The following is a 12,139-nucleotide window of genomic DNA, read 5'->3' as shown; positions in this document are numbered from 1 at the left end:
TGGGCGTGTCGCGAGTCGGTGGGGCCAGCATCGCGCAGGGCTACCCCAGCTGCTCGGGCCAGCCGGGTCTGCCTGCTAGCGCTATCACCGCGCAGCCAGGTTCTGGGGCCAGGCCTGCCAGGGCAGCTAGCGGCGCCAGCACAAAGTCTCGCTGCCGCCAAAGCGGGTGGGGCAACTGGAGGCGGGGGGTGTGGCAGCTCAGATCCCCCCACCAGAGCAGGTCGAGGTCGATGCTGCGGGGGGCCCAGCGCGCCTGACGCTCCCGGCCGAAGTCATGCTCCAGCGCTTGCAATTGCTCCAGTAGATCCTCAGCGGCTGCTGCCCTTGCCCCGTCAGCTCCCAGCCCTGCCAACAGGCCGTCCACCACTAGGACCGCATTGATATAAGGCGGCTGGCCTGGGGGGCCGCCTACGGGTTCGGTCTCAAACAGGGGAGACCAGCGGAAGCCGGTAGGCCCCGAGCTGAGGCACTGGCCCCACTGGCGCAGGCTGGCTTCGAGCAGGGGGCGCACGGCGATCAGGGTGGCGATCGGGCCACCGCAGCGGCTGGGCAGGTTGGCGCCTAGGGCGATGGCCAGGGTTGCCGCTTCACTGCCTCTGGGCTGATCAGCGAGACTGGCTGGCACGTGAATCGGGTCTTAGCCCTCCCATGGTTGCAAGCGGAGTTGCCAGTAGGGCCTTTCCCCTCGCCGCCATCACCGGCCACGGCACCCTCAAGTTGGCCCTGCTGCTGGCCGCGGTCGATCCAGGCCTGGGCGGGGTGGTGATCGCCGGTGGTCGTGGCACTGGCAAGTCGGTGTTGGCTCGCGGTCTGCATGCCCTGCTGCCGCCGATCGACGTGCTTGAAGTGGGCGGCCAGGCCCTCAACATCGATCCCCAGAGGCCCGATGACTGGGACGAGGCAACCTGCATTCGGCTTACCGAATTGGGTGCCGATCCCACGGGAGTAGCTACCAGCGCCCTGTTGCCCACCGCAGTGGTGCCGGCGCCCTTTGTGCAGGTGCCGTTGGGCATCACCGAAGACAGGCTGGTGGGCTCGGTCGATGTGACGGCTTCGCTGACCAGTGGCCAGGCTGTTTTTCAGCCAGGGCTGCTGGCTGAAGCCCATCGGGGTGTGCTCTACGTCGACGAGCTCAACCTGCTTGACGACAACGTCACCAACCTGTTGTTGGCGGCGGTGGGCAGCGGCGAAAACCGGATCGAGCGGGAGGGCCTCAGCCTCAGCCATCCCTGTCGCTGCCTGCTGATCGCCACCTTCAATCCTGAGGAGGGGCCTGTGCGCGATCACCTGCTCGATCGCTTCGCCATCTGTCTAAGTGCCAATCAGGTGCTGGAGCTTGAGCAGCGGGTGGAAATCACCCGCTCGGCGATGGATCAGGCCGAATCCAGCACCGACTTTGGTGCACGCTGGCAGGAGGAAACCGATGCCCTGGCCACCCAGCTGCTGCTGGCGCGGCAGTGGCTACCGGATGTGCAGATTGCCCGCGAGCAGATCGTATATCTGGTGAATGAGGCTTTGCGGGGTGGGGTCGAGGGCCATCGCAGCGAGCTCTATGCCGTGCGGGTGGCCCGGGCCCATGCCGCCCTCAGCGGCCGCGATCGAGTCGAGGCCGACGACCTTCAAGTAGCAGTGCGCCTGGTGATTGCACCTCGTGCCCTGCAAATGCCGCCCCCCGATCCCGACCAGCCCCTTGAACCCCCACCACCGCCCCAGGGAGAGCCAGCGCCCCAGGGGGAGCAGCCGCCGGAGGATCCCGATCAGCCTGAGAACGAGCAGGAGCCCGAACAAGACAAAGACGATCAAGACGACGAACCTGAAGAAGACGAATCACAAGACGACAGTCCCGAAGATCAGGCGCCGCCCCAAGTGCCTGAGGAATTTTTGCTGGATCCGGAGGCCATCGCCATCGATCCGGATCTGCTGCTGTTCGCCTCGGCCAAGGCCAAAACGGGCGGCAGTGGCAGCAGGGCGGTGGTGTTCAGCGATTCCCGCGGCCGCTATGTGAAGCCGATGCTGCCCCGCGGCCCGGTGAAGCGCATCGCTGTCGATGCCACCCTGCGGGCGGCCGCCCCCTATCAGAAATCTCGCCGTGAGCGGCAGCCCCATCGCAAGGTGATCGTGGAAGACGGTGACCTGCGCGCCAAACAGCTGCAGCGCAAGGCCGGTGCCCTGGTGATTTTCCTGGTGGATGCCAGCGGCTCGATGGCTCTCAATCGCATGCAGAGCGCTAAGGGGGCCGTGATTCGCTTGCTCACCGAGGCCTACGAAAATCGCGACGAAGTGGCCCTAATTCCCTTCCGTGGCGAGCAGGCCGAGGTGCTGCTGCCCCCCACCCGCTCGATCACCGCTGCGCGCCGGCGTCTGGAGGCGATGCCCTGCGGCGGCGGCTCACCACTGGCCCACGGGCTCTCTCAGGCCGCCCGGGTGGGGGCCAACGCTCTGGCCACGGGCGATCTGGGCCAGGTGGTGGTGGTAGCGATCACCGATGGCCGCGGCAACGTGCCTCTCAGTCGCTCCCTGGGTCAACCCCAGCTGGAGGGCGAGGAGCCGGTGGACCTCAAGGAGGAGGTGAAGCAGGTGGCCAGCAAGTACCGGGCCCTAGGCATCAAGCTGCTGGTGATCGATACCGAGCGGAAGTTCATCGGCAGCGGCATGGGCAAGGACCTGGCCGAGGCGGCCGGCGGCAAGTACGTGCAACTACCCAAGGCCAGCGATCAGGCCATCGCTGCCATCGCCATGGAGGCGATCAACGGGATTTAGGGCTTTGTCTGCGTGGCCTTCTCTCGGGCGGCCTTGTCCCGGGCGACGTCGGTCTGGGCCGGGTACAGCTCATCGAAGAATTTGCCCAAGCCAACGGCCACGCTGCGGATGCCGTCCATGAAGCGGGGATCGTCGGTGAGTTTGGTCACATCGCCCCCAACTGAATTCCATTTGGCGGTGAGCTGCTCGGCATTGCTGACGGTGGCCTTCAGGTCCTTCAGGGTCTGGGGATTGTCTAGGGCGGCGATAATCCGGCGCAGGTGGTCACTGCTGCTGTTGAGATTGGTGATCGTGGGCTGGGCCGCTTTCACCGTCGATTCGAGCTCCTTGGCCAGGGACTGGCCTTCCTTCATGAAGTTGGAAGTGTCCTTGGCGGTGCGATCGAAGCTGCTGGCGGCGGTTGAAACCTTGTTGAGCAGCTTCATCTGGTCGGTTTCCACCAGCATCTTGTGCATCAGCGTGGTCACGCTGGTCAGACTTGGCCCCTGAATTCCCTCGATAGTGGCGCCATTGCAGATGGCTACGGTCGTGTTGCAGGCATTGGAGCGAGGGTTGGCAGAGCCTGGCGGCAAGGGCGGGCCGCTGCTGATCAAAGCAACTTCGGCTTCACCACCTAGTAAGGAGGCTTCGCCGATCTCCGCCCTTGTAGGCCGAGCCAGATTCAGATCGGCATGGTTGATTTCCAGTTCAGCAACCACCGCCTCGGGCGTCACGGTTACGCGCCGCACGCTGCCAACTAAAACTCCTCTGTAGGTCACAGGTGAGCGCTCTGCCAGGCCAGATGCTTCGGCGAAGCTGGCTTTGACGCTCCAGTTTTGCCTGCTTAGGGAGATGCCGCGCAACCAGAAGGAGAGACCTACGGCACTGCTGATAGCGGCTAACAGGGAGAAGCCGACAACTGCTTCGCGGATGCTGCGGCGCATGGATTCAGAGCTCCGCAGGTTGCATCGGTCCGCGCAGGCTACCGCTCCTGAACTGCACCACGTAGGGATCGCTGCAGCTGCGGTATTCCTCAACCGTGCCGCTCCAGCGGAATTTGCCTTCGTACAGCAGCACAACCCGTTCCGCAGAGCGTTCGATGGTGCTGTGCACATGGCTCACCACCACAGAGGTGGCCCGAGCTACTTCCGTGGTGCGCACGATTAGATCTTCGATTCGGGTACAAGCAATCGGATCCAGGCCGGCCGTGGGTTCGTCGAACAGCAGCAGGGGCATCTGTTCATTTGGCTTGGCCGGGTCGTCGATTAGGGCCCGGGCAAAGCTGACCCGCTTCTGCATGCCGCCGCTGAGCTCCGCAGGCATTTGCTCCTCGATGCCTTGCAGCCCCACCGCATGCAGTGCTGCGCCCACTCGCTCTCGTATCTCTCGTTCAGCTAGCCGGCCGTGGCGATAGAGCAGGAAGCCGACGTTTTCACGCACGGTTAGGGAGCCAAGTAGTGCCGGGTTCTGAAACACCAGTCGTACGTCCTGAGGCTGACGCTGATCTAGGCGCAAATAGGTCTGAGGGATGCCATGGAGACTCAAGCTGCCGCTGTTGGGCAGCTGCAGTCCTGCCAGCAGACGCAGGATGGTTGACTTACCCGCTCCGGAAGGCCCAACCACCACTAGGCGCTCGCCTGCGGCGATCTGCAGATTTACCTGGTTAAGGATGCAGCGGCTGCCCCAGCGCACGCTGAGGTTCTCCATTGCGGCCAGCGGTGGTGCTGAGGAAGCCAGAGGGGGCCTATGAAGAAGTTTCCATCCTCGCTGTTTGCGGTGCCGATGGCACTCCTTAAAGTTCAGCCAATTGAGGCAGCGTCCTCCCCCGCCCTTTGCGCTCCTCCGCTCCGGTTTCTCGATTGCGGCGCTCCCGCCGACCGCTGCCGAAACCGGGTTGGCTGGGCCGCGGAGATCTGCGCCGCAAGGACCTGATGAGTCGCTCCCGGCGAGCGGCCCGCTGGTTGCAGCCAGGTCTGGTGGTGAAGCGCTGGGTGCTCACCTCCGGGTTGGGCTTATTGGTGGCCCTGCTCGGCGCGGCGGTTTGGGCCGATTTGCAGCCGATCTACTGGATGCTCTCCAGTATTCAATGGCTGCTGGCTCAGGTCACCGGGGTGTTGCCTCGCAAGTTCACGGGGCCGTTGGTGTTGCTGGTTGGAGCTGTGCTGATCTGGCTGGGCCAGAGCCGCAGTTTCGGTTCCATTCAGCAGGCTTTGGCCCCGGAAAAGGACACATTGTTAGTGGATGCCCTGCTGGCTCAGGGGCGCCTCAACCGCGGCCCAAGCATCGTCGCCATTGGCGGCGGCACCGGCCTTTCCACCCTGCTCAGTGGACTAAAGCGCTACAGCAGCAATCTCACGGCCATCGTTACGGTTGCTGATGACGGCGGCAGCAGCGGGGTGCTGCGGCGGGAGCTGGGCGTGCAACCACCCGGCGACATCCGCAACTGCCTGGCGGCCCTGGCTCGGGAGGAACCCCTGCTGACCCGGTTGTTCCAATACCGCTTCAAGGCCGGCAGCGGTCTGGAGGGCCACAGCTTCGGCAACTTATTCCTTTCAGCCCTCACGGCGATCACTGGCAATCTCGAATCGGCCATCACCGCCAGCAGCAGGGTGTTGGCGGTGCAGGGGCAGGTGGTGCCCGCCACCAACGCTGACGTGCGTTTGTGGGCTGAGCTTGAGAACGGCGAACGGATCGAAGGCGAGTCGAAGATTGGCCACGCCTCCAGCCCAATCGTGCGGCTGGGCTGCACGCCAGAGCGACCTCCGGCCCTACCCCGAGCCCTGGAGGCCATCGCAAATGCCGATTTGATCGTGCTTGGCCCGGGCAGCCTTTACACCTCACTGCTGCCCAACCTGCTCGTACCCGAGCTGGTGCAGGCCATCCGTCGCAGCAAGGCACCGCGCCTTTACATCTGCAACCTGATGACCCAGCCGGGCGAAACCGATGGGCTCGATGTAGAGGGACATTTGCGGGCCCTTGAGGCCCAATTGGCCAGCCTCGGAGTGGAGGAGCGTCTATTTACCGCTGTGCTCGCCCAGGAGGATCTGGGCGATTCCGCCTTGATTGACCATTACCGGCACCAGGGCGCCGAGCCGGTGGCCTGTGACACGCGCCAGCTGCGCCGCCAGGGCTACGAAGTGATGTTGGCACCGCTCCAAGGGGCTAGGCCTACGGCCACGTTGCGCCACGATCCCCGCAGCGTCGCCCTAGCGGTGATGCGTTATTTCCGTAATCACCAGCGGGGCAGCGGCTCCGCGTCCTAGTAGGCGTCCTGCATTTCGTAGAAATCGGGCTGCACGTAGTCCTTGCGCATCGGAAAGCCTTTCCAGTCTTCCGGCATCAACAGCCGCTTGGGATGGGGGTGGCCAGCAAACTGAATGCCGTACATGTCGAAGGTTTCACGCTCCTGCCAGTCGGCACCGCGGAAAAGGCCATAAAGAGTGGGAATGGTGAGATCGCCGTCGCGCTCCAGAAATACCTTGATGCGCACTTCTTCAGGGGCTTCCCCTGGGGGCATCACTCCAGCAGTACAGCGATCTGAAAGGGCTGCCAGCTTGACCAGGTGGTAGAAGCTCACCAAGCGGCCACCTGCCCCTTCGTCGTAGCCCCCTTGGCATTGCAGGTAATCGAACCCTTGGCTTTTGAGGGCCGTAGCGATTACGGGCAGAAACACCGCTTCCACGCCGATCATTTCGATGCCGAGATGGTCGCGGCCAAGCGCAAGATGATCAAAACCCTGGGTGGAAAGCCAGCTACCAACCGCGCCGGGAGCTGGGGTTTCAAGCGCCGTGCTGCTGGAATTGTCGCCGGCGTTGGTTTGGATTGCGTCAGGCATGGCAGGCGTGGAGGAGATGCTCAGGCTTCGACTGGAGCAGGGATGGCCGCAGCTGGTGCGGGGATGGGAAGGGAGCTGGCGGCGGCAAGGGCCTGTCTTTGGGTTTCGGCCGCTAGGTATTGGCCATTCACGATCGGGGCCACCGCTTTCATCTGGTGGGAGACCGTGCAATAGCGGTGCGATTGCTGCAGATTGCCGCGCTCGACCAAGGCTTCGTTGCCCACTTTTTTACGCAGTTTGATCACCGCATCAAAGATTGCTTCCGGGCGAGGAGGGCAGCCGGGCAGGTAGAGATCTACGGGTATCAACTTGTCCACGCCCCGCACGGCGGTGGTGGAATCGGCGGAAAACATGCCGCCGGTGATGGTGCAAGCGCCCATGGCGATCACATATTTAGGCTCCGGCATCTGCTCATAGAGACGCACCAGGGCAGGGGCCATTTTCATGGTCACGGTGCCGGCCACGATCAGCAGATCGGCCTGGCGTGGGCTGGAACGGGGCACTAGACCAAAGCGGTCGAAATCGAAGCGGGAGCCAATCAGGGCGGCAAATTCGATGAAGCAGCAAGCCGTGCCGTAAAGCAGGGGCCAGAGACTCGAGAGGCGCGCCCAGTTGTGAATGTCATCCAGGGTGGTGAGGATGACATTTTCGGAGAGATCCGAGGTGATCGTTGGCGTGCCAACCGGGTTGCAGCTAGCTACCCGCAGATCCTTTAAAGCTTCTATTGAGGGTGTGTTGGTCATGGGTTCAGCTCCACTCGAGGGCGCCTTTGCGCCAGGCGTATGCGAGGGCCACTACCAGGATGGCGATGAAGATAAGGGCCTCGATAAAGGCCAGCAGGCCAAGGCGGTGAAATGCCACGGCCCAGGGGTAGAGAAAAACGGTCTCCACGTCAAAGATGACGAAGACCAAGGCAAACATGTAATAGCGGATATTGAATTGAATCCAGGCGCCGCCAATCGGCTCCATGCCCGATTCGTAGGTGAGCTCGCGCTCGCCCTTGCGGCTCTGGGGTGACAGCAATTTGTTGGCCAGCAACGCCAGCACTGGCACCGCCGCTGAAATCAGCAGGAAGCCAACAAAAGCGTCGTAGCCGGAGAGCACGAACATTCGAGCCATACCAACCTGCCGATCAGTCTGGCATCTGTGCCCGGGCCCTGGGGTGGCACCGATAAAGTGGCTGCACCACCTGAGGCCCAGGGATGAGTTCTGATCAAGTGCCTGGGCCCCAGCCCGAAGCCAGCGGAGTTACCGAATCCAGCGAGGTTGTGGAGGCCGAGCCAGGCCCCCAAGCGGAAGAGGCGCTGTCAGTTGATCCCTCAGTTGATCCTGTGGAGGATCCAGATACGCACCGATTTGAATGCCGCAGCTGCGGTTTCGTCTACGACCCGGACGAGGGGGTGCGCAAGCTGGCCATAGCCCCCGGCACGCCCTTTAGCCAGCTTGATCCGATCGGCTTCCGCTGCCCCGTCTGCCGCAGTCGGGTGGGGGCCTTTAAGGACATCGGGCCCCGCAACAAGCCCAGCGGCTTCGAGGAAAACCTCAACTTCGGGTTGGGCGTCAACAAGCTCACCCCAGGCCAGAAGAATGTCTTGATCTTCGGGGGCTTCGCTTTGGCTTTTGCCTTCTTCCTCTCCCTCTACTCCCTGCGCTGATGACCAGTCTTCCCCTGTTCCGCAAGCTTCAGGCCCTAATGCGGCCCCTAGTGAGCTTGCTGCTCGTTGCTGGGCTGGGCTTTGGCCTCTCCGGCTGTGTCACCACCGGGTTGCCTGTGGCAGCCGCAAGCCCCTGGCAAGCCGTGCCTTTGGCCACAAAGGCCAATCCCCTGGATGTGGCATTTACCGATGACCGCCACGGCTTCCTGGTGGGTAGCAACAGGTTGATACTGGAAACCAACGATGGCGGTGCCAGCTGGGCTGAGCGGGCCCTCGATCTGCCGGAAGAGGAAAACTTCCGTTTGATCAGCCTTGATTTCCGCGGCGATGAAGGCTGGATTGCCGGCCAGCCTGGTTTGTTGCTGCACACCACGGACGGCGGCCAAAACTGGAGTCGTCTTTTCCTAGATACCAAGCTGCCAGGTGAGCCTTACTTGATCACGGCTCTCGGGCCAAATCAGGCCGAGCTGGCCACCAATGTGGGAGCGATCTACCAAACCCGTGATGGCGGCACCAATTGGCAAGCCGATGTGGATGACGCTGCCGGGGCCGTGCGGGAGCTGCGCCGCTTTGGCGATGGTCGTTATGTAAGCGTCAGCGGCCTGGGCAACTTCTTCTCCACTTGGAAGCCAGGGGATGGCACCTGGCAGCCCCACCAACGGATGAGCAGCCAGCGGCTCCAGTCGATGGGCTTCCAGCCCGACGGCTCCCTCTGGATGTTGGCCCGTGGAGCCCAGATCCGCTTCAACCCAGATGCCAGCAACGTTGAGGAGTGGGGCAAGGCGGTGGTGCCGATCACGAATGGCTTCGGTTATCTCGACATGGCCTGGGCCCCTGATGGCTCGATCTGGACAGGCGGCGGCAGCGGCACTTTGTTGATGTCCAGCGATGGTGGCAAAAGCTGGCAGAAAGATCCGGTGGGCGCCCAGCAGCCCTCCAACTTCACCCGCATCAGCTTTAAGTCAGACGGCAAGGGCTTCGTGCTTGGTGAACGGGGATCCCTGCTGCGCTGGGTGGGCTGATCCCGCTCCGTCCAGCTGCTGCGGCCGCCAACTTCTGTAACCAAGGGGCCGCTCCGGCCCCGTCCTCCCCCGCCTCACCCTTAAGATCAACGAGCTGAACGCTTGTCGCTATGGCTGCCGGCTCAACTGGAGAACGCCCGTTCTTCGAGATCATCACGAGCATTCGTTACTGGGTAATCCATGCGGTTACTCTGCCCGCCATCTTTTTGGCCGGCTTCATGTTCGTTTCTACGGGCTTGGCCTATGACGCCTTTGGGACCCCTCGCCCTGACGCCTATTTTCAGGCTCAGGAGAGCAAAGCTCCAGTGGTGAGCCGGCGTTACGAGGGCAAGACCCAACTTGACCAGCGCTTGCAATAAGCCATGACCCAAGCACCTGTTTCCACCACTCCCCGCAACTATCCGATCTTCACGGTTCGGTGGCTGTCGGTTCATGCCCTCGGCGTTCCCACGGTCTTTTTCCTGGGATGTCTTGCGGCTATGCAATTTGTTCGCCGCTGAGTCGGTAATCGCTCGTCAGCCATGCAACGCTCTCCTAATCCCAATAATTTGCCGGTTGAACTAAACCGCACCAGCTTGTTTCTGGGCCTGTTGTTCGTTTTCACGATCGGCATCCTTTTTTCAAGCTATTTCTTTAACTGACCCCTCTTCACGTAACCCGGAGAGCTCCCGATGAGCGGCAAGAAGTCCAACCTGCCTGATGGCCGGATTCCAGATCGTCTGCCGGATGGTCGTCCTGCAGTTGCTTGGCGCTCTCGCTGGACCGAAGGGGTTTTGCCCCTTTGGCTGGTCGCAACGGCCGGCGGCATGGCAGTAATTTTTGTTGTTGGGCTGTTTTTCTACGGCTCATACGTGGGCGTTGGTTCCGCCTGAGTTGGCTTCCGATCTGATTCTTGATTCCCTGCAGAATTGCCGTTTTCGGCAGGTCTGTAGGGTTTTTTGATGGGCCGTTTTGGTGAAAAAACGAACCCTGCTCAATAACCGACTGCTGGCCAGCCTTGCCGGCGCTGCGCTCAATTGCTACGGGGAGCTGTTTGTGCGTACCTCGCGGATCCGCATTCAGGCCCATCCCGACACCTATCGGTTGGTTCAGGAACAGGGAGCCGCAGTGATTTATGCCCTCTGGCATCGCCACGCTTTTTTTATCCCCCTATTGCGTCGCTTTGATCGGCGCCGGGTGGCTGTGCTGCTCAGTAGCCATCGGGATGCCCAGATCGTTGCCGTGGCAGTGCGCTTACGCGGTTTGGAGGTGGTGGAGGGTTCCTCCACCCGTGGTGGCCTGCAGGCCTATCACTTCCTGCGCCGGGCTCTGCAGCAATGCCAGCCTGTTTGCATCACCCCAGATGGGCCAAAGGGTCCGGCTGAGTTGGTCAAAAGTGGGGTAATTCATCTTGCCCAGCAATCGGGCTGCCCGATTGTGCCGGTTTCTGTTTCCTGCTCCCGCAGCTATCGCTTGCGCTCCTGGGACCGGTCGGTGTTGCCCTTGCCCCTGTCGCGAGTGGTTGTGCAGCTGGGCGAGCCGCTATGGCTGCACAACAGCTTGGTGGATAGCCAGGAGCTGCTGGCGGAGCGATTGCGTCATGGGGCCGACCTGGCTGGTGAGTGCCCGTGAAGCAAGCTAAGGCCTGGTTGCTGCTGGGGCTCTATCGACTGCTCTCCCTTGGCCTGACCCCGTTCTGGCTGATCCTGTTGCTGGTGCGCCTGGCCCAGGCCAAGGAGGATCCCCGCAGGCTGGGGGAGCGCCTGGGCTGGCCCAGCCGCCGCCGCCCAGCTGGTCCGCTGCTGTGGTTTCACGCCGCCAGTGTGGGCGAACTCAACAGCCTCTTGCCCGTGTTGCGAGCGCTCGGCCAGGGAGCTGGAGCGCCAGTGCTGCTGGTGACAACGGTGACACGCACCTCCGCCGCCCTGGCTGGCCGGGTATTGCCGCCTGCTGCGATTCACCAATTCGTGCCGATAGATCATTGGCTGGCCCTGTTGCCCTTTCGCTGCTATTGGCGGCCCTGTCTGGGGGTTTTGGCGGAGGCGGAGCTCTGGCCTGAGCTGGTGCAGGCGATGCCCCATCTGCACTTGATCAATGCCCGCATGAGTCAACGCTCCTACCTGCGGCATCGGCGGTTCCCTGTTTATGCCGGCTGGTTGCTGGCGCGGGTGGAGGTATGCCTGGCCCAGTCCCAGGACGATGCCGAGCGTTTTCGGCGTCTGGGGGCCCGCGATGTGCGCGCCCTGGGCTCCACCAAGCTCGATGCCGATCCGCCGCCGGTCAATAGCGTTCATCTTGAGCTGTTGCAGCAGGTGTTTGCCGGTAGGTCGGTGCTGCTGCTGGCCAGCAGCCATGCCAGTGAAGAGCGGCAATGGCTTGAAGCCTGGGTGGAAAACAAGCTGACGCAGCGCCCATTTGGACTGCTGTTGGCACCGCGCCATCCCCAGCGGGCCCAGGAGGTGCTTTCACAGGCGCGGGAGCTGGGCCTGTCGGCGGCGCTCTGGAGTGACCTGGGCTGCGGGGGCTTGGCTCCTAACCCCGATGTGCTGGTGGCTGATGTAATTGGCGAGATGGGCACCTGGATCAGTGCAGCGGCCGTAGTGGTGATGGGGGGTAGTTTTTATCCGCAGGGTCGGGCCCTTGGTGGCCAGAACCCCCTGGAGCCCGTGGCCCTGGGGCGTCCCGTGCTCTGCGGCCCCGATATGGCCAACTTTTCTGACCTGCTGGAGCCGTTGCTGGCGGCTGGCTGCCTCCAGCAGTGCGCCGATGTGGCAGCAGCTCTGGCGGCTGCCCTGCCCCTGCTGGTTCAGCCATTGCCGCAGCGGCATGGGGAGGGCCTGCGCTTGCGCGGCCCCTCCCAGCTGCTTGCTTCACTGCTTCTGAAGCGGTGCAACTTATGAGATGCCAAT

Annotated in this window: 16 protein-coding genes; 10 read left to right on the top strand and 6 right to left on the bottom strand. The window is 62.8% G+C overall.

Annotated features, from left to right (window positions below; genetic code table 11):
* Nucleotides 1-40: 40 nt before the first annotated feature.
* Complete coding sequence (gene folK / locus KBZ22_RS07425; protein ID WP_255021563.1) at nucleotides 41-625, bottom strand: 2-amino-4-hydroxy-6-hydroxymethyldihydropteridine diphosphokinase; 585 nt, start codon at nucleotides 623-625, stop codon at nucleotides 41-43.
* A 23-nt stretch (nucleotides 626-648) separates the two neighbouring features.
* Between folK and bchD the strand changes: the two genes are divergently transcribed.
* Nucleotides 649-2,760, top strand: coding sequence for a magnesium chelatase ATPase subunit D (gene bchD / locus KBZ22_RS07420; protein ID WP_255021562.1), 2,112 nt, complete (start codon nucleotides 649-651; stop codon nucleotides 2,758-2,760).
* Here bchD and KBZ22_RS07415 read toward each other — a convergent pair.
* The gene (locus KBZ22_RS07415) at nucleotides 2,757-3,683 is read right to left on the bottom strand and encodes an MlaD family protein (protein ID WP_255021561.1); all 927 of its coding nucleotides are present in this window, start codon (nucleotides 3,681-3,683) and stop codon (nucleotides 2,757-2,759) included. The two genes, bchD and KBZ22_RS07415, sit on opposite strands and share 4 nt — an antisense overlap.
* A 4-nt stretch (nucleotides 3,684-3,687) precedes the next feature.
* Nucleotides 3,688-4,446: an ABC transporter ATP-binding protein gene (locus KBZ22_RS07410; protein WP_255021560.1), complete on the bottom strand. Its 759-nt coding sequence runs from the start codon at nucleotides 4,444-4,446 to the stop codon at nucleotides 3,688-3,690.
* A gap of 224 nt (nucleotides 4,447-4,670) precedes the next feature.
* Here KBZ22_RS07410 and yvcK point away from each other — a divergent pair, with 224 nt between their 5' ends.
* Nucleotides 4,671-6,002 (top strand): gluconeogenesis factor YvcK family protein, encoded by a 1,332-nt coding sequence (gene yvcK / locus KBZ22_RS07405; protein ID WP_255021559.1) that lies wholly within the window; start codon nucleotides 4,671-4,673, stop codon nucleotides 6,000-6,002.
* Here yvcK and KBZ22_RS07400 read toward each other — a convergent pair.
* From KBZ22_RS07400 to ndhC, 3 genes are read right to left on the bottom strand one after another with little or no spacing between them, the layout of a single operon-like run.
* Nucleotides 5,999-6,592, bottom strand: a complete 594-nt coding sequence (locus KBZ22_RS07400; protein ID WP_396111836.1) for an NAD(P)H-quinone oxidoreductase subunit J — start codon at nucleotides 6,590-6,592, stop codon at nucleotides 5,999-6,001. The genes yvcK and KBZ22_RS07400 overlap by 4 nt on opposite strands.
* A 2-nt stretch (nucleotides 6,593-6,594) precedes the next feature.
* The gene (locus tag KBZ22_RS07395; RefSeq protein WP_255021557.1) at nucleotides 6,595-7,317 is read right to left on the bottom strand and encodes an NADH dehydrogenase subunit K; all 723 of its coding nucleotides are present in this window, start codon (nucleotides 7,315-7,317) and stop codon (nucleotides 6,595-6,597) included.
* 4 nt (nucleotides 7,318-7,321) lie between these two features.
* Complete coding sequence (ndhC, locus tag KBZ22_RS07390; protein WP_106632246.1) at nucleotides 7,322-7,684, bottom strand: photosynthetic/respiratory NAD(P)H-quinone oxidoreductase subunit C; 363 nt, start codon at nucleotides 7,682-7,684, stop codon at nucleotides 7,322-7,324.
* Between the two features lie 92 nt (nucleotides 7,685-7,776).
* Between ndhC and KBZ22_RS07385 the strand changes: the two genes are divergently transcribed.
* From KBZ22_RS07385 to KBZ22_RS07350, 8 genes are all read left to right on the top strand, one after another.
* Nucleotides 7,777-8,229, top strand: coding sequence for a rubredoxin (locus KBZ22_RS07385; RefSeq protein WP_255021556.1), 453 nt, complete (start codon nucleotides 7,777-7,779; stop codon nucleotides 8,227-8,229).
* Nucleotides 8,229-9,251, top strand: coding sequence for a photosynthesis system II assembly factor Ycf48 (locus KBZ22_RS07380; RefSeq protein WP_255021555.1), 1,023 nt, complete (start codon nucleotides 8,229-8,231; stop codon nucleotides 9,249-9,251). The genes KBZ22_RS07385 and KBZ22_RS07380 overlap by 1 nt, the downstream gene beginning before the upstream one ends.
* 110 nt (nucleotides 9,252-9,361) lie before the next feature.
* A complete protein-coding gene (gene psbE / locus KBZ22_RS07375) occupies nucleotides 9,362-9,610 on the top strand; it encodes a cytochrome b559 subunit alpha (protein WP_106632248.1) in 249 nt (82 codons plus the stop codon).
* A gap of 3 nt (nucleotides 9,611-9,613) precedes the next feature.
* Nucleotides 9,614-9,751 (top strand): cytochrome b559 subunit beta, encoded by a 138-nt coding sequence (psbF, locus tag KBZ22_RS07370; protein WP_106632249.1) that lies wholly within the window; start codon nucleotides 9,614-9,616, stop codon nucleotides 9,749-9,751.
* A 21-nt stretch (nucleotides 9,752-9,772) separates the two neighbouring features.
* Nucleotides 9,773-9,892 carry a photosystem II reaction center protein L gene (locus KBZ22_RS07365; protein ID WP_094559111.1) on the top strand — a complete coding sequence of 40 codons (120 nt, stop codon included), beginning with the start codon at nucleotides 9,773-9,775 and terminating at the stop codon, nucleotides 9,890-9,892.
* A gap of 30 nt (nucleotides 9,893-9,922) precedes the next feature.
* Nucleotides 9,923-10,123: a photosystem II reaction center protein J gene (locus KBZ22_RS07360; RefSeq protein ID WP_094559112.1), complete on the top strand. Its 201-nt coding sequence runs from the start codon at nucleotides 9,923-9,925 to the stop codon at nucleotides 10,121-10,123.
* An 82-nt stretch (nucleotides 10,124-10,205) separates the two neighbouring features.
* Nucleotides 10,206-10,862, top strand: a complete 657-nt coding sequence (locus tag KBZ22_RS07355; RefSeq protein WP_255018400.1) for a lysophospholipid acyltransferase family protein — start codon at nucleotides 10,206-10,208, stop codon at nucleotides 10,860-10,862.
* Nucleotides 10,859-12,130, top strand: a complete 1,272-nt coding sequence (locus KBZ22_RS07350; RefSeq protein WP_255021554.1) for a glycosyltransferase N-terminal domain-containing protein — start codon at nucleotides 10,859-10,861, stop codon at nucleotides 12,128-12,130. Before KBZ22_RS07355 ends, KBZ22_RS07350 begins: the two co-directional genes overlap by 4 nt.
* Nucleotides 12,131-12,139: the final 9 nt, after the last annotated feature.

Source organism: Cyanobium sp. L1E-Cus, assembly GCF_024345755.1.
Taxonomy (GTDB): domain Bacteria; phylum Cyanobacteriota; class Cyanobacteriia; order PCC-6307; family Cyanobiaceae; genus Cyanobium_A; species Cyanobium_A usitatum.
The sequence above is the reverse complement of the archived record's forward strand: the minus strand, read 5'-3'. Positions and strand labels throughout refer to the sequence as shown.

Bases quoted from the DNA above. Each gene is read 5' to 3' on its own strand.
- bchD (WP_255021562.1), top strand. From the start codon at position 649: ATGGTTGCAAGCGGAGTTGCCAGTAGGGCCTTTCCCCTCGCCGCCATC.
- KBZ22_RS07415 (WP_255021561.1), bottom strand. From the start codon at position 3,683: ATGCGCCGCAGCATCCGCGAAGCAGTTGTCGGCTTCTCCCTGTTAGCC.
- KBZ22_RS07410 (WP_255021560.1), bottom strand. From the start codon at position 4,446: ATGGAGAACCTCAGCGTGCGCTGGGGCAGCCGCTGCATCCTTAACCAG.
- yvcK (WP_255021559.1), top strand. From the start codon at position 4,671: ATGAGTCGCTCCCGGCGAGCGGCCCGCTGGTTGCAGCCAGGTCTGGTG.
- KBZ22_RS07395 (WP_255021557.1), bottom strand. From the start codon at position 7,317: ATGACCAACACACCCTCAATAGAAGCTTTAAAGGATCTGCGGGTAGCT.
- ndhC (WP_106632246.1), bottom strand. From the start codon at position 7,684: ATGTTCGTGCTCTCCGGCTACGACGCTTTTGTTGGCTTCCTGCTGATT.
- KBZ22_RS07385 (WP_255021556.1), top strand. From the start codon at position 7,777: ATGAGTTCTGATCAAGTGCCTGGGCCCCAGCCCGAAGCCAGCGGAGTT.
- KBZ22_RS07380 (WP_255021555.1), top strand. From the start codon at position 8,229: ATGACCAGTCTTCCCCTGTTCCGCAAGCTTCAGGCCCTAATGCGGCCC.
- psbE (WP_106632248.1), top strand. From the start codon at position 9,362: ATGGCTGCCGGCTCAACTGGAGAACGCCCGTTCTTCGAGATCATCACG.
- psbF (WP_106632249.1), top strand. From the start codon at position 9,614: ATGACCCAAGCACCTGTTTCCACCACTCCCCGCAACTATCCGATCTTC.
- KBZ22_RS07365 (WP_094559111.1), top strand. From the start codon at position 9,773: ATGCAACGCTCTCCTAATCCCAATAATTTGCCGGTTGAACTAAACCGC.
- KBZ22_RS07360 (WP_094559112.1), top strand. From the start codon at position 9,923: ATGAGCGGCAAGAAGTCCAACCTGCCTGATGGCCGGATTCCAGATCGT.